Here is a 23,414-nt window from a genome sequence, read left to right as displayed (position 1 = left end):
TATATTTTTACTGCTCTATTTTTTCTTCTTTCACAATGGTGTAAAGGGTATCTGCTTCATCTTTACGGACATTTTCCCGCAGTGAATTTACTTTTACCGTAACCAATTTCTGGCCAAATCGAATAACAAGCTCATCCCCTTCAGAAAGGACGGAAGAAGCCTTCGCTGCGTTTCCATTTACAGTGATTCTTCCTTGGTCTGCTACTTCTTTAGCTAATGTACGGCGTTTAATGATTCGGGATATTTTTAAAAATTTATCTAATCTCATCTTTCTTCTCCTCTCACCGCTTGATTTTTCTTCGCTTCTTCCCAATAAGCATCCATTTCCTGCAGAGAAGCTGTTTCAGGACTCTGCCTCTTTTCTTCAAGCTTGTTTTCTATATATTGAAATCGGCTGATAAATTTCCGGTTGGCACGCTCCAGCGCAACCTCAGGATTGACTTTATAGTATCTGGAAATATTCGCTAAGACAAATAATACATCTCCCAGCTCCTCTTCCACATCCGTCAAATCTTTATCCTGAACAGCTTCGATAACTTCATCGATCTCTTCCTTCAATTTCTCCCATACTTCGTCTACATGACTCCATTCAAAGCCGACTTTCCCTGCTTTGGACACAAGCTTATATGCTTTAGCTAAAGCAGGAAGATGTACGGGAATACCGTCCAGCACGGATTCCCTCTCTTTTCCTTTTTCCTGTTTTTTGAGCTCTTCCCAGTTCTCTAACACTGTTTCCTCAGTATCTGCTGTTGCTCCCCCAAAAACATGCGGATGGCGGTAAATCATTTTATCCGAAATCGACTGAATTACATCATCTATCGTAAAATAACCATTGTCCTCGCCAATTTGACTATGCAATAAAATATGCATCAACAAATCACCAAGCTCCTCGACAATATGGTCATCATCTTCTTCATCAATCGCTTCAATCAGCTCATAGACCTCTTCAATCGTATGATGACGCAAGGATTCATGCGTCTGCTTCTTATCCCACGGGCAGCCATCAGGTCCGCGCAAAATCGCCATCACTTCACGTAAGAACGGGAAGGTATGGTGCAGATATCCTTTTGGAACCGGAGGGATATATAGCGTAGTCAAATTGCTGATTTCCATCCGGTGATCCAATTCTTCTAAACGAACTTTTTCAATTTTTTCCGCCCTGCTGCCAGCCGCTTCCACAATATAAACCTCATAAGCAGGCGGCAAATCCTCCAATAAAGTCAGCTTGACCTCGGAGGCAATGAACATGTCATATACCTGACAAACAAATAAATGATTACCGAAATGAAGCTGATCACGTCTGAAATCTGTTCCGTCTACAAATTGAAATCCTTCAATAGGATCAATTTGCATGGCAGTAAATAAGTCATCTAAATAGCTTTGCCCGCCTGCAATCAATACCTCGACCTCGTTCTGCTCCAATAGAAGCTGAACGGTTTTCTCTGCCAGCATAGGATGGCCGGGAACAGCGTAGATAACGGTGTCCTCACTTGTTTTAGCAGCTTCTACAAGCTGTGCTGTAATACGGGCATATACCGTATCAAACTGCTCTTCTTCTTCATAAAGCGTATCAAAAGAAGTAAAAGAGACTCTCTCTGCTTCCAGCACTTTGATAACGGGATGATCATTAGTTCTTGCATAAATCGTTTGCTGTGCTTGCGTTAATTTTCTATATATACCGAGCGGGAGCTGCTCTATATCTCCTGCGCCCAATCCAATAACCTCTATTTGCTTCAAGGTTTTTTCCTCCCTTTATGATAAATACGTAACAGGTACGCTGATTTTGGTAAAATACGAATTTGTGCTTCGGTTAATCCGCCTGTTTTTAGCAATACAAAGAGGAATAAACCTGCGCCTGATACCGAAATAAAAAGAACATATATCAGCAGCAGCAGCCTTATATCTATCACAAGTGCAGAAAACATTCTCTGCATCACCAAAAGGTATATAACCATCGATAAGCTCGCTGCAGCCAAGCTTTTCCATGACATTGAACGATATAATGACACGCTTGGCAATTTTCGATATAACTCGATTCCTACAAGCAATAATAACACACTGAGACTTAAAATCGTTGCTATACTCGCGCCATATACCTCAAAATGCGGAATAAGAATCAGGTTGCTGCCTACCTTCACTACAAAGGAAATACCGATAAATACAGCTGTTCGCACAATCATCCCCAAGCTTTGCAAAATCGATGCGCCGATAATCGAAATGGTAGACATGCCGATAGCTATAATCAATAATCTTAATTCGCTCGTACCCTGCATATTTTTATAAAGCAGCTGGTTGACCTCCGGGAAAATAATAAATAGCCCTAAAACAGCACCTATGGCGATAAAAATACCAACATGCATGGCTGTTTGAATATAATTCATTACTTGCTCCCGTTGTTTTTTTAATTTCTGATAATTAATCGCCGGTATAATCGCTAAAGCAATGGACGAACCAATGATGGTCGCCACCTGAATCAGCGGCTGCCCCCGGTCAAACACGCCTTTCATTTCTTTAGCAGCTATCTCTGCTGCTCCGCTTGCCATCAATCTCGGCACAAATGTAAAAGCATCTGCTAACTGCATGAATAAAAGTGTCATATGATTCATCGCCGCAGCTACCCCAAATAAAAGCAAGGTTTTCACATATTTTTTCCATGGGACAGCTTCCTCCAAAGAAAATGCTTTAACGTCTGCAGGGGAATGCTTTCGATTTTTATAATAAAAGCACACCAGCACAACAAGCGCACTGACTCCTCCCAGCAAGGATGCAAGCACGGCCGTCGTTCCAATGGCATCAATTTGAAAAATACCTTGGCTGACCAGCAGCGCTCCGGCAATAATGGTCCCTACACGAATAAATTGTTCTCCGATTTGCGAAAATGCAGTAGGAGCCATCTCATACTTTCCCTGCTGTATCCCCCGGAATAAAGCCAGTACAGGAACAATCAGGAACACGGCGGCTGTAACTTGATATAAACCAACAAAACGCTCATCCCCAGCTAATCGGGCTAATAATGGAGCTGTAAAATACACGATTGCAATAAGCAAGAGATGAAAGCTCCCAAGAATAAAAAGGATTGGCCGATAGAATCCTCTCCAGGACAGCGCTCTTCCTTTTTCCAGCTCCGTTGCTGTTAGCGAGGAAATAGCAGAAGGGAACCCGTACAATGCAAGCATCGTAGCAATTCCCAATAATGGATAGAGCTGCTGATACATATAAAAGCCGATATCCCCTGTTAAGTTTTGCAATACAATACGATAAACAGCACTAAGCACTTTACTTATCAAACCAGCGATACTCAGTACCACCGCACCTTTAACCAGCCGGCTTGTTTCATTATCTGACATGATAAATTTTTCCTTTTCCAAATGAATTTCTCTCAGTATATCATATCAGGGAGAGAAGCACGTTGCTAAGAAAAATCAAGAAAAAAAGAAGCCTGTCTTCTAGATTGGAGGTAACCTAGAGAAAGCTTCTTCTAGAAAAAATAATAGTAAAAGTATGGTCTATTCCATTTGTTTCGCCAGGAAAACAGATGCCGTCTCTGCCGCCTTCTGTTCTACCTTGCTCAGTTTATCTTCTTTCGAAAAAATCATTACACAGCCGATGGGGTCGCCATTGGCAATAATCGGATGAATCGAATAAGAGTGCAGCTCCTGTTCATTTCCATCTACAATTTCCATCTGGGACTTATCCCCTTCATAAACAGGCGATCGTCCTTCAATAATGTCAGTAATCTTACCGCTCAGCGATTTATTCAAGTACTCTTTTTTAGATTCTCCTGCTACAGCAATAATTTCATCCCGGTCAGTGATAATAACCGGTGCTTGCAAGGATTGAAACAATGCCTCCGCATATTCTTTCGCAAAATGACCCAGTTCACTGATTGGGGAATATTTCTTTAAAATAACCTCTCCTTCCCGGTCAACGAAAATTTCGAGGGGGTCTCCTTCACGAATACGCAAGGTTCTCCGAATTTCTTTTGGCACCACTACTCTTCCTAAATCATCGATACGTCGTACGATTCCTGTTGCTTTCATCTAAGTATCCTCCCTTTCTAAATGACGATTCTGACCTGGATGGAAGGACTTCCTTCCATGATTCATCACCGGTTGTTGTTATAGTATTAAACAACCAGAGATAACTATACATTCCAATTGAAATTTTTGTTATTTTATTTGGAATGTATAGGAAAACCCTCCGCTCCAGCCGTGTTCTTCGCATAAAAAAAGCTGCTCTCTTTTCGTAAGAAAGCAGCTTTTCACTGGTTTATCATATCTTTAACGATTCACATCGCTTAATTTTTTAATGAATTCAATAACGGTATCGTGCCGTTTATAAGCCTTGTCTTTGCTCCATTTAATACCTGCTTTTAAGTTTTGATTTTCGGTGCCCAGACTGACTTGACGATCAAATTGATTCGCCGCTTCAAATAATTTAGAGCCATCAATTTCCTGACTTCTTTCTTCATCGAGCAGCATCGTGATTTTTTGCGGCGCTTCTGTAATGGATTGCACACGCTGTTTCTTCGCATGCATTCTCATAATGCTTACCGTGAATAAATTTTCGACTTCTGCAGGATAATCTCCGAAGCGGTCAATTAATTCGTCTCTTAAATCCTGGACTGCTTCCGGGCTATCCACGTTTTGGAATTGCTTATACATTTCAATTTTCTGTTTCTCATCATTCAAGTATTCATCCGGAATATATGCATCGATTTTTAATGAAATCTCCGGTTCAAACGGCTTAATATCTTCTACTTCTTTTCCTTCTTTGCGGGCATCGATTGCATCCTTCAGCATTTGAGAATACATATCAAACCCAACTGAATCAATAAATCCGTGCTGCTGTGCGCCGAGTAAATTTCCAGCACCGCGAATAGACAAATCGCGCATCGCAATCTTAAATCCAGAGCCGAGCTCTGTAAATTCTTTAATGGCCTGCAATCGTTTCTCAGCCACCTCTGTTAATACCTTATCACGCTGATACGTGAAATAAGCATAAGCTACACGATTAGAACGCCCGACACGGCCTCTTAATTGGTAAAGCTGGCTCAGCCCCATACGATCGGCATGATTGACAATCAAAGTATTCACATTCGGGATGTCCACCCCTGTTTCAATAATGGTCGTACTGACTAAAATATCAAATTCCCCTTCTATGAAACCGAAAATAACATTCTCCAGTTCGGATTCATTCATTTGTCCATGCGCAATGGCTACCTTGGCATTTGGTACAAGCATGCCAATATCGCGGGCTGTTTTCTCAATATTTTCTACTCTGTTATGCAGGAAGAAAACCTGCCCCCCTCTGGACATTTCCCGATCAACAGCTTCCCGAATAAAGGATGGATTATATTCCATCACATAGGTTTGAATCGGAAATCTGTTTTCAGGGGGGGTTTCAATAACAGATAGATCCCTTACTCCCAGCATGGACATATGAAGTGTTCTTGGAATAGGCGTTGCTGTCAGCGTTAAAACATCGACATTGGTCTTCAGCTGTTTGATTTTTTCCTTGTGCTTCACACCAAACCGCTGTTCCTCATCGACAACAAGCAAGCCTAAATCCTTGTATTTTACATCCTTTGATAACAGACGATGTGTCCCTACAACAATATCCATATTTCCATCTTCCAGCCCTTTTACCGTTTCATTGGATTGCTTACGCGTGCGGAAACGGCTTAATAAACCAATGTTTACCGGGTAATCCTGGAATCTTTCGCGAATTGTCTCATAATGCTGCTGTGCCAGAATCGTTGTCGGCACCAGAATAGCAACCTGCTTTCCATCTGCCACTGCTTTGAAAGCAGCACGGATAGCAACCTCTGTTTTCCCGTAACCAACGTCCCCACAGAGCAAGCGGTCCATTGGTTTTACTTTTTCCATATCCTCTTTGATTTCTGTGATACACCGCAGTTGATCCTCTGTCTCCTGGTAGGCAAAGGACGCTTCAAATTCACGCTGTAATTCAGAATCTGGTGAGAAAGCGTAGCCTTGCCGGGATTCACGCTCCGAATATAACTTGATTAAATCATCAGCAATGTCTTCCACAGATCGCTGAACTTTGCGTTTTACCTTTGTCCATTCCGTACCGCCTAATTTATATAGCTTCGGTTCCTTTCCTTCAGAACCGACAAATTTCTGAACTAAATCAATTTGATCAATTGGCACGAACAGCTTATCGTCTCCAGAGTAACGGATCAGCATATAATCCTTATGCAGTTTGTTAACTTCTAACGTTTCAATCCCGAGATATTTCCCGACACCATGATTTGCATGAACTACATAATCGCCGACCTTGAGCTCTTGATAATTCTTAATGCGCTCTGCATTCGTAATCTTTGGCTGTTTTCTAGAACGCTTCGTGCGCTGCTTGAACAATTCATTTTCGGTGATAATCGCCAGCTTATGCATCGGGAATTCAATTCCCGAATGCAACTGCCCCACGATAACGGTCGGCTTTTGTATCGGCAGTTTTAATTCTTTTTCCACCTGTGTTTCAATATCATAATCTTCTAAAATAGAATGTACTTTTTCTGCGCGCTGTTCATTTGGTGTCAGAATAACAACCGAGTAATCTCCCTTTTCCCAGCGCTTTAATTCATTTTTAAATAAAGGCATCTGCCCATGAAATTCCTGCATCGTTCGTGTCGATAGATTAATAATATTTTGCGGGTTCGTATTTGGAATATGCCGCATAAACACAGACATATATACACGAGAATGGGAAATACCGTCTATCAATGTATTCCATCCAAAAGAAAATTGACTGCCCTGGACCATTTTATTTCCTTCCAGCAGCCCCGTATACCATTCCAGCTCTTCATGATCTAAATTGGTCGCCGTTTCCTGAATACGGCTCATTTCATCAAAAAAGACAACCCCATTCCGCGGCAAATAGTCTAACAAACTAGCTGGCTCGTCATATAAATAGCCAATGTATTTATACATCCCCTGGAAACGGTTTAATTGTTTAAATTGTTCAATATCTTGTTCAATAACCTCCACAAGCTCTTCTTGATCAGAAGGTTTTTTGACTTTTTTCAATGTATCTGAAAGGGCATCCTCTAGCCGTTCTGCTACTTTCACCATTTCTTGTTTATCTATCAATAATTCTGTAGCAGGGTGGATTATTACCTCTTCTACTTTGTCTAAAGAACGCTGTGACTCCGCATCAAAATAGCGGATAGAATCTACCTCTTCATCAAATAGCTCAATCCGGATTGGATGCTCCTCCGTAATTGGATAAATATCAATAATTCCTCCCCGCTGGCTAAATTCACCAGGGGCGGTAACCATTGAGGCGCCTTCATAGCCCATTTCCACCAAGGAACGCAGATAGGCCTCTACCTCAATGTCTTTTCCTGTTTGAAATAGAAGCTGATATTTATTCCAATATGCTTTTGGCGGCAGCATTCTTTTTAATGCTGCAACAGGAGCGATTAGTATCCCTTTATCTTTCTGTGTCCAAGCAGTTAATGCTTCAATCCGCTGAGCGCGCAATTCAGGGCTCGCTACAGCCATTTCGGAGGCTATTAACTCGTTGACAGGATAAAGATATACCCCCTCCTCATTTGCCAGCTCTGCTAAATCATCATACAGCTGCTGTGCCTGAGCGAGCTGATGGGTAACAATTAATAAAGGACGATTCATGGATTGATGTATGGTGGATAAGAGCAGGCTTCTAGCAGAGCCGCTTAAGCCGGCAACCATCTGCTCCTTCATGCCTGCCAGCAATCCATCCATAATCGACTGAATATCTTCCTGTGATTTTAAATAATTATGAATTGCTTTCATTCGTATTTCCCCTCTAAATTGTTAAAGTATTTTAAAAACGCGCATTGTGCGTGAAAATAGTCGATAAAATATATTTTATTTTTAAGAAAATGGTATATACGGTCATAGGTCTATCCAGAAAATAATCATCAGACCGGAATCCATTCAGGCTATTGTAAAAAATGGTCCAATTCATGATAATCAGGATGCATATCAAGAGCCTGCTGACAGTATTCACAAATGACTTCTAAGCGGAAATAGCCATCTTTTTCAGAGACTATCATTTCTGCTAAATCCTTTTCCTCCAGAAGTTCAAGGAATCGTAAGGTTATATCCATTTCTGTATGCTGCAGCACACCCAGCTCTTTTCCGCAATGTCGACAACCATAGTAGATAACCATCTCATTCACCTCGATTAAAATACAAAAATTTAGAGCGCAGCCTATTCCTTGCTCAGAAAGGATATCTGCACTTTTCATTTAGTTTTAACCGAGAGGAATAAGAATATACCCTGCTTCCATTTCCCACTCAAAAAGGTGGATGAATGGAACTTCCCCTTCAAACCAAAGGTATGCTTTATTGATTAAAATCATTCATCACTTCTACAAAAGGTTTGCCTTCTATCCACGCTTCAATAGCATCAGCTGCATCTTGAACACTTTGTTCAACCGCTTCTTTTTCATCTTTGGGAAACTTCCCTAATACATAATCTACGACAGGAGTTGCATTTACCGGTCTTCCTACCCCTAAACGTATTCGTTTAAATTCTTTTGTTCCTAAATGTTCAATTGTGGAACGAACTCCATTATGACCGCCATGGCCGCCCTTTTGCCGTAACCTGATTTTCCCTGTCGGCAAATCAAGATCATCATAAATAACGATCACGTCTTCTGTCTCTATATCATAATAATCCATCAGCGGCCGAATGGACTCGCCTGACAAATTCATATAGGTTTGCGGCTGTAATAATACAATCTTTTCTCCATTGAAATGTTCAATGGCATAATCCCCGTGAAATTTCGAGTTATTCAGCTTCCATCCATGACGATCTAACAGCGCATCAATCGTACGGAAGCCAATATTATGACGCGTCTTCTTATATTTCCTTCCAGGGTTTCCTAGCCCAACAATTAACTTCATCACCATACCCTCACTTTTCCCTGTCCACAATTTCTGTTAAACGCAATAACCCTTCTTTACGCATACCAGTATTGTATGCGTAAAGAAGGGAGGTATTACTTCTATATTGTTAACTTAAAAATTACTCTTCCTCTGAGTCAGATTTTTCTTTAATGACTTCCGGTTCTGCATTTTCATCTGCTTCTGTGTCTGTTTCTAAATCTTCTTCTGTAGTTGGAGGAACAACGGAAGCGATTGTCGTATCTGGATCATCTAAAAACTCATAGTTTCCAGTTACTTTCAAATCAGAAATAGATAAGCTTTCGTTCACATCCAGGTCAGAGACATCTACCACGATTTCCTCAGGAATATCTTTTGGTTTTGCACGGACTTGAATTTCATAAAACGGCTGCTGTAGTACGCCGCCTTCTTTTTCACCTTTTGATTCACCATCAAGGCGAACAGAAACATCAACGTCCATTTCTTCAGACATATTTACGATATAGAAATCGGCGTGAAGCAAATCATCTTTTATCGGATCTATTTGATAATCATGCAGCATCACATCTACCGTGTCGCCGCCTTCGACTTGAAGTGAAATGATTGCATTTCGTCCTTCATCCCGAACGGTTTTCACTAAATCAACGCTATCTACAGAAATTGTCTTCGCGTCTTTGTCCTTTCCATAGACGACCGCTGGAATTCTACCGCTTTTTCTAATTTCGCTTGTTACTGATTTTGCAAGATCTTCTCTTTTTTTTGCGTTTAATTTTACTGCCATTCGTATCACCCTCCAAGTTGATTAAAAAAATAATATGAAACATTGTTACTGCATATGTTGCATTATTTCTTTTTCTCAATAAAATAAACGGTCAATATAATACATACCCTAAAATGGAACAAGTTAAACCTTTAATCAAAAAGAATACTTACAGATTGCATTTCGTGAACACGGATAATCGCTTCGCCCAGCAGAGAAGCAACCGATAATTCGGTAATTTTATCAATACATTTTTCTTCCGGCAAAGGAATCGTATCTGTGACAACGAGCTCTTTGATTTTTGAATTGTCAATGCGCTCGATAGCTGGTCCAGAAAGTACCGGGTGGGTACAACAAGCATATACTTCTTTTGCGCCACTTTCAATTAATGCGTTCGCAGCTAAGGTAATTGTACCAGCTGTATCAATTAAATCATCAATTAAAATAGCTGTCTTCCCTTCAATGTTACCAATAATATTCATCACTTCAGCAACATTGGGCTTTGGACGTCGTTTATCAATAATACCAATTGGGGCTTTTAAGCGGTCTGCCATTTTTCTGGCACGCACTACACCGCCATGATCAGGAGAAACAACAATCACATCTTCCAGATTCTTCTGTTCGAAATAAGTAGCTAAAATAGGGACACCCTGTAAGTGGTCAATTGGAATATCAAAGAAGCCTTGAATTTGTGGTGCATGCAGATCAAGTGTAATCATTCGATTTGCTCCTGCTTTTTCAATTATATCTGCCATTAATTTTGCCGTAATCGGCTCACGGGCTCTGGCTTTACGGTCCTGCCGAGCATAACCGTAGTAAGGCATAACAATATTGATTGATTTGGCAGAAGCGCGCTTCAATGCGTCGATCATAATCAGCAGCTCCATAATATTCTGGTTTACCGGTGCTGATGTAGACTGGATAACATATACGTCAGAACCACGCACACTCTCATCTATATTAATTTGAATTTCACCGTCACTAAATTGCGTTACGGTACATTTTCCTAATTTCGTTCCGATTTGAGCTGCAATACTTTCTGCTAATGCTGGATTCGAATTTAACGAAAATACTTTCAACGAAGCGTCCTTATAGTTGGATGACATTCCTCTAACCTCCATGACTTTGTTTGTAGTCTATTTTTTAAACTTCTTTGCATATCCTTCTTTATTTGATTGCTTCGATCTTGCAATGGATAATGCCTCGTCCGGCACATCATTTGTAATTGTCGATCCGGCTGCCACATATGCACCTTTACCAACTGTAACCGGCGCTATTAAATTGGAGTTACATCCAATAAACGAATCATCTTCTATTGTTGTCAGGAATTTATTTTTTCCATCATAATTTACTGTTATTGTACCACAACCGACATTTACACGCTCTCCCACATTAGCATCCCCTACATAACTAAGATGAGAAACCTTGCTGTTGTTGCCCAGAGTCGTTTTCTTCAGCTCTACAAAATTGCCAATTTTTGTGTCGTTTCCAACATTTGAGGCTGGACGGATATGTGCGTAGGGACCAATATTCACTCGATTCCCAATGCGGCTGTCTGCAGCGACACTGAATCGGATCGTTGTAGCTTCCCCAACTTCACAATCTTTTATTTCTGTATGCGGACCAATCTCTGAACCAGCCGCAATGGAGGTATCCCCTTTTAAGACCGTTCCTGGATGAAGATACACATCTGCAGCAATTTTCACATCCGGACCGATATATGTATTATCAGGATCCACGATGGTCACACCATTACGCATGTGCGTCTCATTAATACGCCGTTTCATAATTTTTTCCGCTTCACTTAATGCAACACGATCATTAATCCCTATCGTTTCATTAAATTCAGCTGCTACATAAGCGCTGATACGCTCTCCCTGGTCACCTAAAATTTTAATGACATCAGGTAAATAATACTCTCCTTGTGCATTGTCATTAGACACCGATTTTAAAGCTTCAAATAATGCTTTATTGTCAAAACAATAGGTTCCTGTATTAATCTCATTTATCGTTAATTCCTCTTCCGAAGCATCTTTATGTTCGACAATTTTCTCAACTTCCCCTGCATCATTTCGAACCACCCGGCCATATCCGGCAGGGTTATCTGCAAGTGCCGTCAATATACTTGCTTTAGAACCCGTCTGCTCATGATGTTCAAACAATTTTTGGAATGTTTCTGCACGAATCAAAGGGGTATCCCCGCAAGCTACAATGGTTACACCTTCTTTATTCTGTAACAGTTGTTCCGCCTGCATCACAGCATGTCCTGTGCCGAGTTGTTCTTCCTGTACGACAAAGTCACTGGACGCTCCAAGCTGCTCTCTTACTTGCTCTGCTCCAAATCCGACAATGGTAACTAATTTATTTAACCCAGTTTGTTGTAATTGATCCGCAACATGCTGTACCATTGGTTTGCCAACTACAGGATGAAGCACTTTATATAACTTTGATTTCATCCTTGTTCCTTGCCCAGCTGCTAAAATAACAGCAAATCGATTCGTCATTAGGAAACCTCCATCATCTCTAAATATCCATTTAAAAATATATCGTAAAAAAACCTTTATTTCAATAAAATAAAAGGTTTTATTTCTATATCTTATGTTATCATATTTTTATTTTTTTCGTGACATCGCTTAACTAAAATACGAAAAAAACTTTCATTGCTGCATTCATTGGTTTATTACAGACAAAACGGCAGCCGGCAGCTCAAATTAATCCCATAAAATACCAGGTTTGTTATTATTAAAAAGCCTTTGAGGACGCAGCAAATATATTTTTTCTACAAACGATTGCTGCGGAAATATACTACATCAGCCAGTTGCCTTGATCACATTTAATTTGATTTTTCGGCCATATGGTGCTGCTCCAATAAAAAAGAACAAAAAAAAGAAGGCAAATCTTCATTCAGATTTCTACCTTCTCGCCCAATCGCCCTCCAGCGTATGTTCAGGAAACACCGGCTTCTTCTTTATAGCCTAGTCCCTCTTCATTCTCACGTTCACGTTGATACTCCCCCAAAACAGCTTCTTGAATTTTTGAGCGTGTTCCAGAATTAATCGGATGAGCAATATCCCTAAACTCTCCGTCTGGCGTCCGCTTTGACGGCATTGCAACAAATAATCCACTATTCCCGTCGATGACACGGATATCATGGACAACAAACTCGTTGTCTAATGTGATTGAGGCAATGGCCTGCATTCTTCCATCTGTTTTTACGCGGCGCAATCTTACGTCAGTTACTTCCATGATGTTTCACCACCTTTTTCCTAATTCAAAAATCATCCTTTATACTTATACTATTTCAACATAAATTACAAAAATCCTTCTTATAAATACCAATAAAATAAAATATTTTAAATTTATTCTCCCCTATACCTAAGAATTGATTTGTTTTCGACTTTCTTAGTCATTATTATCCACCTTTTTCTTCCAAGTAAAATGATTGTCTAAAAACAATGAAATTTCATCTTTTTAAGGTTCTATGTCAAATGTGGTGGTGGAAAAACATTCCTCCACCTCTTTATTTATAAGCTTGCTTCAGCACAAGCTTGACCTCTTGTTGCCATAGAATTTTCTTTCTCATTCGTTCAAAATTTTTAATTCCATAAGATAATCGTTTCAATACTTTAATCGTATTATTGACTCCTTCTATGTAGCCATTATTATAAGGATACATAAAAGAATGCAGAATTTCCTGGTGCCATCTTTTAAATGTACGTGCGACACGATGAAATCCTTCTAATGTGGATGCCTCTAACTTTTCCAGACATACTTCTAAACCGGAAGTTACATTGTATGCATCACTTTCTTTAAACCACGTATCTAACGCTTGTTTTAAATCATAGGCTTCTTTTAAACGGGCATCTATTTCTACTAATTGCTGTACTTTTTTCTTCTGATCATCCGAACAGGCTGCCCATGATTTCCAAAGAAGTTTCTTGGAGCGTTTCATTCGAAGCCGATCTTTTTTAGGAAGCTCCTTTTGAACTTCACGGCGCACCTCATCCAAAGCCCAATAGACCTGACGCATGAAGTGGAAACGGTCAGCGATAATCAGGGGATTGCCCAATGCTTTTCGAATGGCTTGTTTAAACGCTTGAGATAAATCCATCACAACCATTTCTACTTTACCTGTATCACATGACTTTAGATACTTCTCAATCGTTTCTACTTTTCGATCAGGTAAGATATCGATGATTCTTCTATTCTCCACATCGACCACATTCAATTGAAACCTCTCTCCATCCGCATCGCCTTTAAATTCATCAATCGCAATGACTCGAGGTAACACTTTACTGGAGGTTAGCTCCTTCCGATCAAACCACCGTAAAACACGATTCACTGTTACACCAGTTACCAGTGCTGCCGTACGAAAGGAACTCACCGCTGCATGCTTCATCGCTGTGGTCTGAACACTTGCTATACACCGTTGATAACGGTGTATCATCTGAAGCCGTTCATAAAAGGTGCGATGACAGGACACACAAATGTAACGCCTTTTCCGTAATGAAATATGAACTTCTTTTGTCGTAAAAGCAGGCCCTTGAATGCTTTGCCAACGGTAACCATGAATCCGTTTGGTTCTTTCTCCACAAAACGGACATTTCTGCATGCGCGGTTTCGTGAATAACTCCGCAACGAAATGACTTTCTTCTTCTCTGAGATCCCAGACATTTACATGAGAATCTTTTATTCCTAATAACTCTGTGATAAAATGATGATGCACTCTTTTCCTCTCCCATTCCTTTTGTCTCGACAACTCAAGGTTATCAGAGAGAGGAAAAGGAGTGTATTTTTTTGCCTCCGTTCCATCTGGCGATGGAACGGAGGACACCACCACATTCAGTATAGAGCCCTTTTTAATCAATCAAATGTATAAAAAAAGACCTTAATCTGTAAATAGATTAAGATCTGTATCGTATGCTTTTGGATACGGTTTATTCCATTTGATAATTCCCCGGCAGTACAGACACATGATGATTCTGTATGTCGACAGGAGATATTTTCAAGAGGGACGTATAATCGGTAATCACTCTTTCATCTTCCTCATCATCTGCTTCTGCCAGTACTCCAACAGCCTGTACCGTTGCAGAGAATTCCTCCAAGAGGCTTTTTATCCCTGTAATCGTTCCCCCTGCTTTCATAAAATCATCGATGATACATACGTTTGAGCCATCAGGCAGACTGCGCTTTGGCAGCACCATCGTTTGAATTTTCCGGGACGATCCAGAAACATAATTGATACTTACAGAGGATCCTTCTGTTACTTTGGGGTCTCTGCGCGCAATAACAACCGGCACATTTAAAAAGGATGCTGTTGCATACGCCAAAGGAATCCCCTTTGTTGCAACAGTGACAATTGCATCAATCTCTAAATGGGCAAAGCAGGAAGCAAAGACACGGCCAATTTCCCGGACCATGGAAGGGTCACCAAGGATATCGCTCATATACAGATACCCTCCTGGAAGAATACGGGCAGGATCTTCTAACTTTTTCTGAAGCGTGGAAATAAACTCTCTGCTTGGTTCTGCCGAGCTGGTAGCAATATATTTCACACCGCCGCCAGCTCCGGTCGTTCTCTCCAGATACCCCAATCCTTTTATTTGAAAAACTTCATGTATAATATCTAAATCCTCACTTATCGATGACTTCGTTGTATCACAAAGCTCGACAAAGTAAGGCAATTGAATATGTTTCCTCGGGTTTTCTAAAAAGTACTCTGTTAACACAACCAATCGATTACTTCTTTTCAAACTCACACCTCAAATCCGAATGTTCTTAATATAATATAGCATTTTCATATGCATTTTAGCAATGCCTATCCTAACATTCGGATTAATTGAACGTCCTTGCAAAAGCCCCGCATACTGTTATAAATCCGCAGTGCCTTCCGGTGATGCTTCATTAAGCCAAACACGGTCGGCCCGCTCCCGCTCATCATCACACCTTCTGCTCCTGCCAGCTGCATCGCTTCCTTCAGCCGTGCAACTTCCAGATGCATGGAAAAAGTAATTGGCTCCAATGCATTTCCCAGATGATTGCACAGCTTTGAAAAGTCTCTTTCCTCCAAAGCTGCCAGTACCTGCTTAGTATTTGGGTGCTGTAACTCCGGAATTTTAATTTGATCAAATACAGTATAGGAGGATACACCAATATCCGGTCTGGCAAGAACAACCCAGCAAGTAGGCGGTGCAGGCAACAGTTCAATGCACTCGCCGTAACCTTTTGCTATCGCTGTTTTACTGTGAACGCAAAAAGCAATATCCGCCCCTAATTGCGATCCTAAATCAGCTAATTCAGCTAACGGGATATTCAGTCCCCATAATCGGTTCAATCCCCGTAAAACTGCTGCAGCATCAGCACTTCCGCCCGCCAATCCAGCAGAAACAGGAATCGATTTATCAATTTGGATGTGAACACCTTTTTTGATATTGTATGTTTTTTTAAATAAAATTGCTGCTTGATATGCTAAATTCCGTTCATCGCTGGGAACATAACGGCTTTCCAAAGATAATTGAATTTTATCTGCAGGTAATTCCCGTAATTCTAAACGATCTGCTAAGTCTATTGTTGTCATGACCATTTCAACATCATGATAGCCATCCTCCCGCTTATTTAGCACATCTAATGATAAATTTATCTTAGCAGGCGCCTTCTCCATGACAAGCATCTTCAATCACATCCTCAAAGCGTTGGAAATTCGTTCACCTATTTGAAACTATAGCTACGTCCATAAAAATATGTTTTATTGTATCATAATCAAAACACGTAGGCTAATTTAGTTTAAGAAAGGGTTTCAAGGGCAGCCGAAAAAAGATCTTGATTAAGCTTTTCAGTCTCCTGAAGCCAGGAACAGAATTGCGTTAAAACAAAAGAAGCAAGCCCGGTCAGGACTCGCTCTTTTTCATACTTTCTTCTGCCATTTCTATCGCCCGTTTCACCATATTACCGGCGTCGCGAGCTTTTATTCCTCCCCAGCCTTCCTGCTGTACCGTATCGTAAAATCCTAATTCTTTCGCTATTTCTTCTTTCATCTGTGTGGACATAATCCCTCGTCTACCCATATAAAAGCTCCCCTTTACGAATGAAGTTTTACTTTATCGACAGGCAATTATAGCTTATGTACTTTTCCTCCATTCAATCACAAAAGAATTAACCAAGAAAACCATTTTCTGTTCTTTTTACCCAATATAAAAAACAGCAGACAATATGCTTGTCTACTGTTTAAAAAATACCGCTGAACTTCCTTCCACAAAATTCAGCTCCACCGTTTCTGTCAATATGTCTGTATAGCTGTATGAAACCCGTTCGAATGCATTCTCGTCCTGGTCAAGCTCAACAATGAAAACAGAGGGATATGTCTCCGCTAGAACACCGCATCTTTCAACGGTTTTCCGTCTTCCGCCATTCGCTCTGAGCTTTAACCGTTTACCTACCTGACCATCTAGACCTTGCTTGATTTCGATCAACGTTTTGCCCACTACACTCCACCTCACATACATTTATTTTAGCATATATGCCGATGAAATGTCAAGCAAAACAAACAATTATATCAGCATATGTTTTAGGTTGTCAACTATTTATTTTGTCTATTTCTGATATTATTTGTCATGATGCTATTTTTATACATAAATTGTCACAAAAAAATGCATAATAGGCTGATTTTATAAAAATTACAAAAAAATAACTAATCTGAATGGTCTAATTACAGGTTCCAATTCATTGGAAAGAAGGAGGAACAAAAGCATACCTCATATTCCCATAACTGTCTTTTCTAAGCAGCTTTTGATATTATCATTCACCTTCGTCCTCATTCGCTAAGTAAGGCATGCCTGTTCGTAATAATCCCCTTGTCTGTATTCCTCCTAACCCTTTTTCTCCCGTTAACGTATTACGGAGTGCTTCCCACACCGATACACTTTCCATAAATGACGTGTACGCTACCTTCGCGACAATATAGACTGGATCCAGGGCATGAATATTGACTCTGGATGGCGAGCTGGCAAAATTGGATCCCGCACGAATCAATGACTCAAAATGCGATTGGCATGCTCCTGCAAAAATAACGAGCTGATCCAGATTCGGATAAACGCTCCTCGCTTCCCGCACAGCCTCTACAAAATATTTAGAATGTCGGTAGGCACTTAAATCATGCTTCATCCCCTTATTATGTGAATAAGCATCGTGACCCGTAATAACCATAATATCCGGCTGGATTTTCTCAAGCAGATCTTTTATTTGAAAAGGCATCTCTGTCTCCGTTAAGTGAACACCGTGCACTTGCAGCCCAATACGCTGATATAATTGGATACACTTTCTTAAATAGGACGGATCTCCATCAATATGAAGGACTTTTGCCGGTAACTGAAAATAATTTGCAGCATCCGTATAGCCTTCTGTTGCCTCATAATTTCTTTTTTCTTTCATCATTTGATAGTCCTGACGAAATAACCGATAGGAGGATTCTTGTTTTTCTCTGTCTACTGCTTTTCTTTTTTTATGCTCCCTTTGGTTTACTAGTGTTAAATCAGATAAAGTTGCATCTGCCTTTAACCTCAATTCTTCCCCGTGAAGGATAGCAACTCCCTTTTTTATTTCTGCCACACGGAATAATAAATCATGATTATATGATTTCCTTGTAACTAACGCACCCTTCTGTATATCCATCGCTGCACCTCTCACCTTTTACTCTTTCTCATTGTATGAATAAAAGCACAGCTCTGTTCCAATCATAAGAAAAAACAAGAACACCGCTTGAGCTTTAAAACTTCGGTGTTCTTGCCAAAGAGATGTCCGCTACGGGAAGTCGCTTTCCGCGGGCAACGTTCAGTCGCACGGTAAGAAAACCGCTTCCTGCTCAGGTCTACCTGTTGCTTTTCCCGCAGGAGTCGACAACATCCGCTCCCATCTAAGTGGAATTATGTTTTATTTGCTTTTTTACAAGGAAATAACGCAAATTCTAGCGACGGTTTTGATGGGGCGAGTAATCGCAATGGTTTTCGGTGGGACGAGTAATTGCAGTCCCAGTCCCAGAAGAAATACACGGAGACTCCTGGTCGGCTAAGAACGGTCACGTCCTGTGACCAACGACCGACACTAGGACGTCCTGTCCGTCGTGGGAATGCGCAGTGATCTTCGATGGGGCGAGTAATCGCAGTCCCAGGGAAAGACCCCGCAGGAAAAAAGGGTTCTTCTTTTTTTCTACCCGCGGGACTAACTTCTGTCTGCGCCTGACGGCTTGCCAATCAGCAAGTCTTCTTTAAAGGAGATGAGCTCGGGGCCCACGGAAAGCGGAGTGTATTTCTGGGGCCTAAGATTACTCACCCTGAAACCCGTTGGAGCGGCTATATTCAGCATTTTTTATCCTTTCTTATTCTTAAAAAAAATTGATCAAAAGATTATATCTTCTGATCAGCTTTTTGGAAGCTCTTTATGGATTACATTTGCCAAGGATGCAAATTCCTCCATGGTTAAAGTTTCACCGCGTCTTCCTCCATCTATTGCTGCGTTTTCAAGGAAGGTTTCTATTTGCTGTTTTGCAAATTTATCCTGCAAAAACCGGTTTAAGTTATTACGGAGGGTTTTTCTTCTTTGAGCAAAGCTTGCTTGAATCAATTCAAAAAAGAAATCTACATTATCTACTTGAACAGGCGGTTCTTTGCGCATCACAAGCTTTAACACACTGGAATCGACATTAGGCTGCGGCATAAACACCTGCTTCGGCACATTTAAAACGACACTGGCTTCCGTATAGTATTGTACGGCAATGCTAAGCGAGCCATAGCTTTTGGTATTTGGGACAGCAGCCATTCTATCCGCTACTTCTTTTTGGATCATCACAGTCAGGCTGGTAACCGGAAGCTGATCACGTACAAGCTTCATCAAAATTGGTGTCGTAATATAGTAAGGAAGATTAGCAACGACATGAATATCCTGACCTTCCTCGAAATGTGTCTGAATCACTTCTTCTACATTCGCCATTAAAATATCATGATGAATAATTTCTACATTATCGTAATCGGCTAACGTCTCTTCTAAAATCGAGAGCAGGCGCTGGTCAATCTCAAATGCAACAACCTTGTCTGCATGAATAGCTAATTGCTCCGTTAAAGCACCCATTCCAGGTCCAATTTCAATAGCTCCTGTTTCCTTTGTTATCCCCGCTTGATGGATAATATTTTCCAATACATTCACATCAATCAGGAAATTTTGTCCTAAGCTCTTTTTAAATGCAAAACCATATTTGTTCAGCAGTTCTTTTGTTCTCGTCGGTGTTGCAATAAATTTTTTAGACATCCTGCTCCTCCTGCTCTATAACTTCCATCGCTTCCTCCAATTGTTTCTTGGGAATTTGGAATTGGGTAAGGCGTTTTAACAGCTGCTTTCCATTGGTATGTCCAATATGCAAAAGCTCTCCCAGACGTTTTCTCCGTCCGGCCGCCTTCTTACCTCCAATTAATCCATAATCAATCAGGTCTGCTTTGTTAATATCGCTATCCGAAAAATCCGCTAGTTCATAAACATCCGCAAGTGCTTTTTGAATATCCTCCACAGAGGCATGTTCAATACCTAAGCTTTTATTCATGGAATGCTTTGCCTTTGCCTGATCTCTTCGTAAAAAAGCGTGCTTGCAGCCGGGGATTGCCTGATTAATTAAGTGCCTGATCCGCTCGCCCGGATAATCCGGATCTGTAAACACAATCACTCCGCGCTTTTCTTTTGCATGACGAATTTTATCGAGCGTTGCTTTGTTCACTGCAGAACCATTTGTTTCAATCGTATCTGCATCCACAGCAAGTCTGATTCGTGTTGTGTCGTCCCGTCCTTCTACTACAATCATTTCTTTTATCTTCAATCGATTTCCTCCACTTTATTCCATAATACGACAGATTTAATCAATTTTAAAAAATCGTTTCGCATTTTCAGTTGTAATATTTCCAATTTCCGCTGTATCCATGTCACGTAATGCCGCAATATCTTCCGCTACACGTACTACATATGCCGGCTCATTTCTTTTTCCACGGTATGGATGCGGTGCTAGAAATGGGGCATCTGTTTCAATCAGCAGACGGTCTAAAGGGACCTGCTTTGCTACTTCCTTCGGCAACGGAGCATTCTTGAAGGTTACCGGACCGCCTAAGGAAATATAAAAATTCATATCCAGACATGTCTGGACATATTGGACAGAATCATTGTAACAGTGCATGATGCCGCCAACCTCTGCAGCGTTTTCTTCCTGCAGGATAGCAATAATATCTTCTGTCGCTTCCCGGTTATGAATAATAATTGGCATTTTTACTTTTTTGGCAAGTGCGATTTGCTGACGAAAGACCTTCTTCTGTACATCTTTCGGCGATTTATCCCAATGATAATCCAAGCCTATCTCGCCAATCGCGACCACTTTAGGATGTTCTGTTAATTCTTCAATCCATTCCAATTCTTTCTCTGTCATATCAATTGCATCAACAGGATGCCAGCCGACTGCCGCATATATATTCTCATGTGCTTCCGCGATTTCAATAGCCAGGGGAATTGTTTCATGATCAAAACCAACCACGACCATATATTCCACACCTGCATCCTTTGCGCGCTGAATTGTCTCTTCTCTATCTTCAGCAAACTGCCTTGCGTTTAAATGAACATGTGTGTCAAATAACATTCTAATCATCCTTTTTTGTTCTTCTATCGAAAAGGAAGGAGCTGACATGAACACGATGACAGCTCCCTTCCATCTATTATTAATTAAGAAATCGGCGATCCGTTTGGTGCGCTTTCCGGTGCTGGAACGATTTCTAATTTCCCGTCCTTCTCGGCAGAAAGAATCATTCCCTGACTGATTTCTCCACGCATTTTACGCGGTTTAAGGTTCGCTACGATAACAACCTTTTTCCCAATCAATTTTTCCGGTTCCGGGTAATATTTGGCGATTCCCGACAAAATTTGTCTGTCAGCTTCATCACCAGCGTCCAGGCGGAATTTCAATAGTTTATCTGCACCTTCGACCTTACTGCAGTCTTTCACTTCCGCAACTTTCAGCTCTACTTTATCAAATACATCATATTTGATTTGTTTTTCTTTGGTAGAAACAAGCTCTGTTTCATTCGGGTCCCAAGTTTCTTCTTCTTCTTCAACTGCAGCAGTTCCTTCCATTTGGGAACGGATATATTCTACTTCTTCTTCCACATCTAAACGAGGGAAGATAGGCTGCCCTTTTTTCACAACGGTAGTGCCTTCCGGGAAGTTTCCAAACGTAACATTCTCCCAGGCTAATCCGCTGGCTTCGTCTAAACCAAGCTGCTCGATGATTTTTTTCGGTGCATGCGTCAGACAAGGCTGAAGCAGCGTTGCAACAACACGTAATGTTTCTGCCAGATGTGCCATAACACTGGCCAATTCAGGACGCTTTTCCTCATCCTTCGCAAGAATCCACGGCTGTGTTTCATCAATATATTTATTCGCACGGGAAATTAACGTCCATACTTTTTTCAATGCATTACTGAATTCCATCTGCTCCATCGATTCTTGATAATCCTGGATAACAGATGCTGCCAGCTCCTGCAGATCAGCATCTTCTTTATTAATAACGCCGTTTACTGTAGGGACTTTTCCGTCAAAATATTTATTAATCATCGCTACAGTACGGTTCAATAAGTTCCCTAAATCATTTGCTAAATCATAGTTTACTCTGGAAACAAAATCTTCCGGTGCAAAGACGCCATCACTGCCAAAAGCAACTTCTCTCATTAAGTAGTAACGTAAAGCATCGAGACCATAACGCTCTACAAGCATTTCCGGATAAACCACATTTCCTTTTGATTTCGACATTTTTCCGTCTTTCATCAACAACCAGCCGTGGCCAAATACTTTCTTCGGAAGCGGCAAGTCTAAAGCCATCAGCATAATCGGCCAATAAATGGTATGGAAACGAACAATTTCTTTCCCTACCATATGCACGTCTGCCGGCCAAAATTTTTGGAAGTTTTCATCATCATTTGTACCATAGCCTAATGCTGTGATATAGTTTGCCAATGCATCGATCCATACATAAATCACATGCTTTGGATTACTTGGTACCTTGACTCCCCAGCTGAAGGTAGTACGGGATACTGCTAAATCCTCTAAACCTGGTTTAATGAAGTTATTAATCATTTCATTTTTACGCGACTCCGGCTGAATAAAATCTGGATGCTCCTCGTAATATTTTAATAAGCGATCTGCATATTTACTCATCCGGAAGAAATAGGACTCCTCTTTAATCAGCTCAACAGGGTGACCACTGTCCGGTGACTTCCCGCTGATAACATTACCATCCTCGTCCCTTTCAACATCTTCCAGCTGTGTTTCCGTATAAAACGTTTCATCCGGCACAGAATACCAGCCCTCATATTCATCCAGGTAGATATCTCCTTGTTTTAAGAAACGCTCAAAAATATCAGCTACAACCTTCTGATGCTGTTCATCGGTTGTGCGAATAAATTTATCATTGCTGATTTCAAGTTTCTTCCATAAATCCTGCATTCCAGCAGCCATGCCATCTACATATTCTTGCGGAGAGATATTTTGTTCAGCAGCCTTCTGCTCAATTTTTTGTCCATGCTCATCACTGCCTGTTAAATAAAACACATCAAACCCTAATAAGCGCTTATATCGCGCCATCGTATCGCAAGCTATCGTTGTGTATGCACTGCCAATATGTAATTTTCCGCTCGGATAATATATTGGCGTTGTAATGTAAAAAGTATTTTTGCTTCCCATCC

General features: G+C 40.8%; 21 protein-coding genes. All 21 read right to left on the bottom strand.

Features of this window, described 5'->3' with window-relative positions:
• Positions 1 to 7: 7 nt before the first annotated feature.
• Positions 8 to 268: an RNA-binding S4 domain-containing protein gene (locus MKY45_RS00420; protein WP_042528566.1), complete on the bottom strand. Its 261-nt coding sequence runs from the start codon at positions 266 to 268 to the stop codon at positions 8 to 10.
• Positions 265 to 1,737 (bottom strand): nucleoside triphosphate pyrophosphohydrolase, encoded by a 1,473-nt coding sequence (gene mazG, locus MKY45_RS00415; protein ID WP_256705461.1) that lies wholly within the window; start codon positions 1,735 to 1,737, stop codon positions 265 to 267. The genes MKY45_RS00420 and mazG overlap by 4 nt, the downstream gene beginning before the upstream one ends.
• Entirely contained in the window at positions 1,734 to 3,347 is a 1,614-nt protein-coding gene (locus MKY45_RS00410) for a putative polysaccharide biosynthesis protein (RefSeq protein WP_256705460.1), read from the bottom strand. Before MKY45_RS00410 ends, mazG begins: the two co-directional genes overlap by 4 nt.
• A gap of 159 nt (positions 3,348 to 3,506) precedes the next feature.
• Entirely contained in the window at positions 3,507 to 4,040 is a 534-nt protein-coding gene (gene spoVT / locus MKY45_RS00405) for a stage V sporulation protein T (protein WP_042528568.1), read from the bottom strand.
• Between the two features lie 240 nt (positions 4,041 to 4,280).
• Positions 4,281 to 7,799, bottom strand: a complete 3,519-nt coding sequence (gene mfd / locus MKY45_RS00400) for a transcription-repair coupling factor (protein WP_256705459.1) — start codon at positions 7,797 to 7,799, stop codon at positions 4,281 to 4,283.
• Positions 7,800 to 7,948: 149 nt separating this feature from the next.
• Positions 7,949 to 8,179 (bottom strand): anti-sigma-F factor Fin, encoded by a 231-nt coding sequence (locus tag MKY45_RS00395; protein WP_042535602.1) that lies wholly within the window; start codon positions 8,177 to 8,179, stop codon positions 7,949 to 7,951.
• Positions 8,180 to 8,354: 175 nt separating this feature from the next.
• On the bottom strand, positions 8,355 to 8,918 hold the full coding sequence (gene pth / locus MKY45_RS00390; protein WP_042528570.1) for an aminoacyl-tRNA hydrolase: 564 nt from the start codon (positions 8,916 to 8,918) through the stop codon (positions 8,355 to 8,357).
• Positions 8,919 to 9,039: 121 nt separating this feature from the next.
• Positions 9,040 to 9,678 (bottom strand): 50S ribosomal protein L25/general stress protein Ctc, encoded by a 639-nt coding sequence (locus tag MKY45_RS00385; protein ID WP_042528571.1) that lies wholly within the window; start codon positions 9,676 to 9,678, stop codon positions 9,040 to 9,042.
• Positions 9,679 to 9,809: 131 nt separating this feature from the next.
• Positions 9,810 to 10,763 carry a ribose-phosphate diphosphokinase gene (locus MKY45_RS00380; protein WP_042528572.1) on the bottom strand — a complete coding sequence of 318 codons (954 nt, stop codon included), beginning with the start codon at positions 10,761 to 10,763 and terminating at the stop codon, positions 9,810 to 9,812.
• Positions 10,764 to 10,793: 30 nt separating this feature from the next.
• On the bottom strand, positions 10,794 to 12,161 hold the full coding sequence (glmU, locus tag MKY45_RS00375; RefSeq protein WP_341172376.1) for a bifunctional UDP-N-acetylglucosamine diphosphorylase/glucosamine-1-phosphate N-acetyltransferase GlmU: 1,368 nt from the start codon (positions 12,159 to 12,161) through the stop codon (positions 10,794 to 10,796).
• A 442-nt stretch (positions 12,162 to 12,603) separates the two neighbouring features.
• Complete coding sequence (gene spoVG, locus MKY45_RS00370) at positions 12,604 to 12,903, bottom strand: septation regulator SpoVG (RefSeq protein ID WP_042528574.1); 300 nt, start codon at positions 12,901 to 12,903, stop codon at positions 12,604 to 12,606.
• A 274-nt stretch (positions 12,904 to 13,177) separates the two neighbouring features.
• A complete protein-coding gene (locus MKY45_RS00365; RefSeq protein ID WP_341172375.1) occupies positions 13,178 to 14,383 on the bottom strand; it encodes an ISL3 family transposase in 1,206 nt (401 codons plus the stop codon).
• Between the two features lie 211 nt (positions 14,384 to 14,594).
• The gene (gene purR / locus MKY45_RS00360) at positions 14,595 to 15,410 is read right to left on the bottom strand and encodes a pur operon repressor (RefSeq protein WP_341172374.1); all 816 of its coding nucleotides are present in this window, start codon (positions 15,408 to 15,410) and stop codon (positions 14,595 to 14,597) included.
• Between the two features lie 65 nt (positions 15,411 to 15,475).
• Positions 15,476 to 16,327, bottom strand: a complete 852-nt coding sequence (gene ispE / locus MKY45_RS00355; protein ID WP_341172373.1) for a 4-(cytidine 5'-diphospho)-2-C-methyl-D-erythritol kinase — start codon at positions 16,325 to 16,327, stop codon at positions 15,476 to 15,478.
• 217 nt (positions 16,328 to 16,544) lie between these two features.
• Positions 16,545 to 16,721, bottom strand: coding sequence for a small, acid-soluble spore protein, alpha/beta type (locus MKY45_RS00350; protein ID WP_040977646.1), 177 nt, complete (start codon positions 16,719 to 16,721; stop codon positions 16,545 to 16,547).
• A 153-nt stretch (positions 16,722 to 16,874) separates the two neighbouring features.
• Positions 16,875 to 17,138: a biofilm formation stimulator Veg gene (veg, locus tag MKY45_RS00345; RefSeq protein WP_212929459.1), complete on the bottom strand. Its 264-nt coding sequence runs from the start codon at positions 17,136 to 17,138 to the stop codon at positions 16,875 to 16,877.
• A 313-nt stretch (positions 17,139 to 17,451) separates the two neighbouring features.
• Positions 17,452 to 18,324, bottom strand: a complete 873-nt coding sequence (yabG, locus tag MKY45_RS00340; protein ID WP_341172372.1) for a sporulation peptidase YabG — start codon at positions 18,322 to 18,324, stop codon at positions 17,452 to 17,454.
• 744 nt (positions 18,325 to 19,068) lie between these two features.
• Complete coding sequence (rsmA, locus tag MKY45_RS00335; protein ID WP_341172371.1) at positions 19,069 to 19,953, bottom strand: 16S rRNA (adenine(1518)-N(6)/adenine(1519)-N(6))-dimethyltransferase RsmA; 885 nt, start codon at positions 19,951 to 19,953, stop codon at positions 19,069 to 19,071.
• Positions 19,946 to 20,512: a ribonuclease M5 gene (gene rnmV / locus MKY45_RS00330; protein ID WP_193063803.1), complete on the bottom strand. Its 567-nt coding sequence runs from the start codon at positions 20,510 to 20,512 to the stop codon at positions 19,946 to 19,948. The genes rsmA and rnmV overlap by 8 nt, the downstream gene beginning before the upstream one ends.
• A gap of 36 nt (positions 20,513 to 20,548) precedes the next feature.
• The gene (locus MKY45_RS00325; protein ID WP_341172370.1) at positions 20,549 to 21,316 is read right to left on the bottom strand and encodes a TatD family hydrolase; all 768 of its coding nucleotides are present in this window, start codon (positions 21,314 to 21,316) and stop codon (positions 20,549 to 20,551) included.
• Positions 21,317 to 21,399: 83 nt separating this feature from the next.
• Entirely contained in the window at positions 21,400 to 23,412 is a 2,013-nt protein-coding gene (gene metG / locus MKY45_RS00320; RefSeq protein ID WP_341172369.1) for a methionine--tRNA ligase, read from the bottom strand.
• Positions 23,413 to 23,414: the final 2 nt, after the last annotated feature.

Source organism: Oceanobacillus sp. FSL K6-0251 (genome assembly GCF_038004725.1).
Taxonomy (GTDB): domain Bacteria; phylum Bacillota; class Bacilli; order Bacillales; family Amphibacillaceae; genus Oceanobacillus; species Oceanobacillus oncorhynchi.
The sequence above is the reverse complement of the archived record's forward strand: the minus strand, read 5'-3'. Positions and strand labels throughout refer to the sequence as shown.